General features: G+C 68.5%; 1 protein-coding gene. It reads left to right on the forward strand.

The genetic code is table 11. The features are described 5' to 3' along the window. Window positions 1–216, forward strand: a 216-nt coding sequence (locus RRF55_RS29065) for a hypothetical protein (RefSeq protein WP_439419460.1), incomplete at both ends; no start/stop codon positions are given.

Consider the following 216-nt stretch of genomic DNA (forward strand, 5'->3'; position numbering starts at 1 on the left):
TGGCGTTGACGCCGGAGCAGTTCGATCAGGATCTGGGGGGCGGCTGGCGCCCCATGGCGGAGAAGGCGGAGTGCCAGCTGGCGGCCGCCGATCTCATCGCGGCCTATCGTGCGCAGCCCAAGGCCGCCGGCAACACCACGATGATCTGGCATGAAGCGCAGATGCGTGCACAGGCCGGGCAGGACGCACAGGCGGTCGCATTGATGCGGCAGACCT

The sequence above is a fragment of the Klebsiella sp. K47 genome (assembly GCF_051858335.1).
Classification (GTDB): domain Bacteria; phylum Pseudomonadota; class Gammaproteobacteria; order Enterobacterales; family Enterobacteriaceae; genus Klebsiella; species Klebsiella pneumoniae.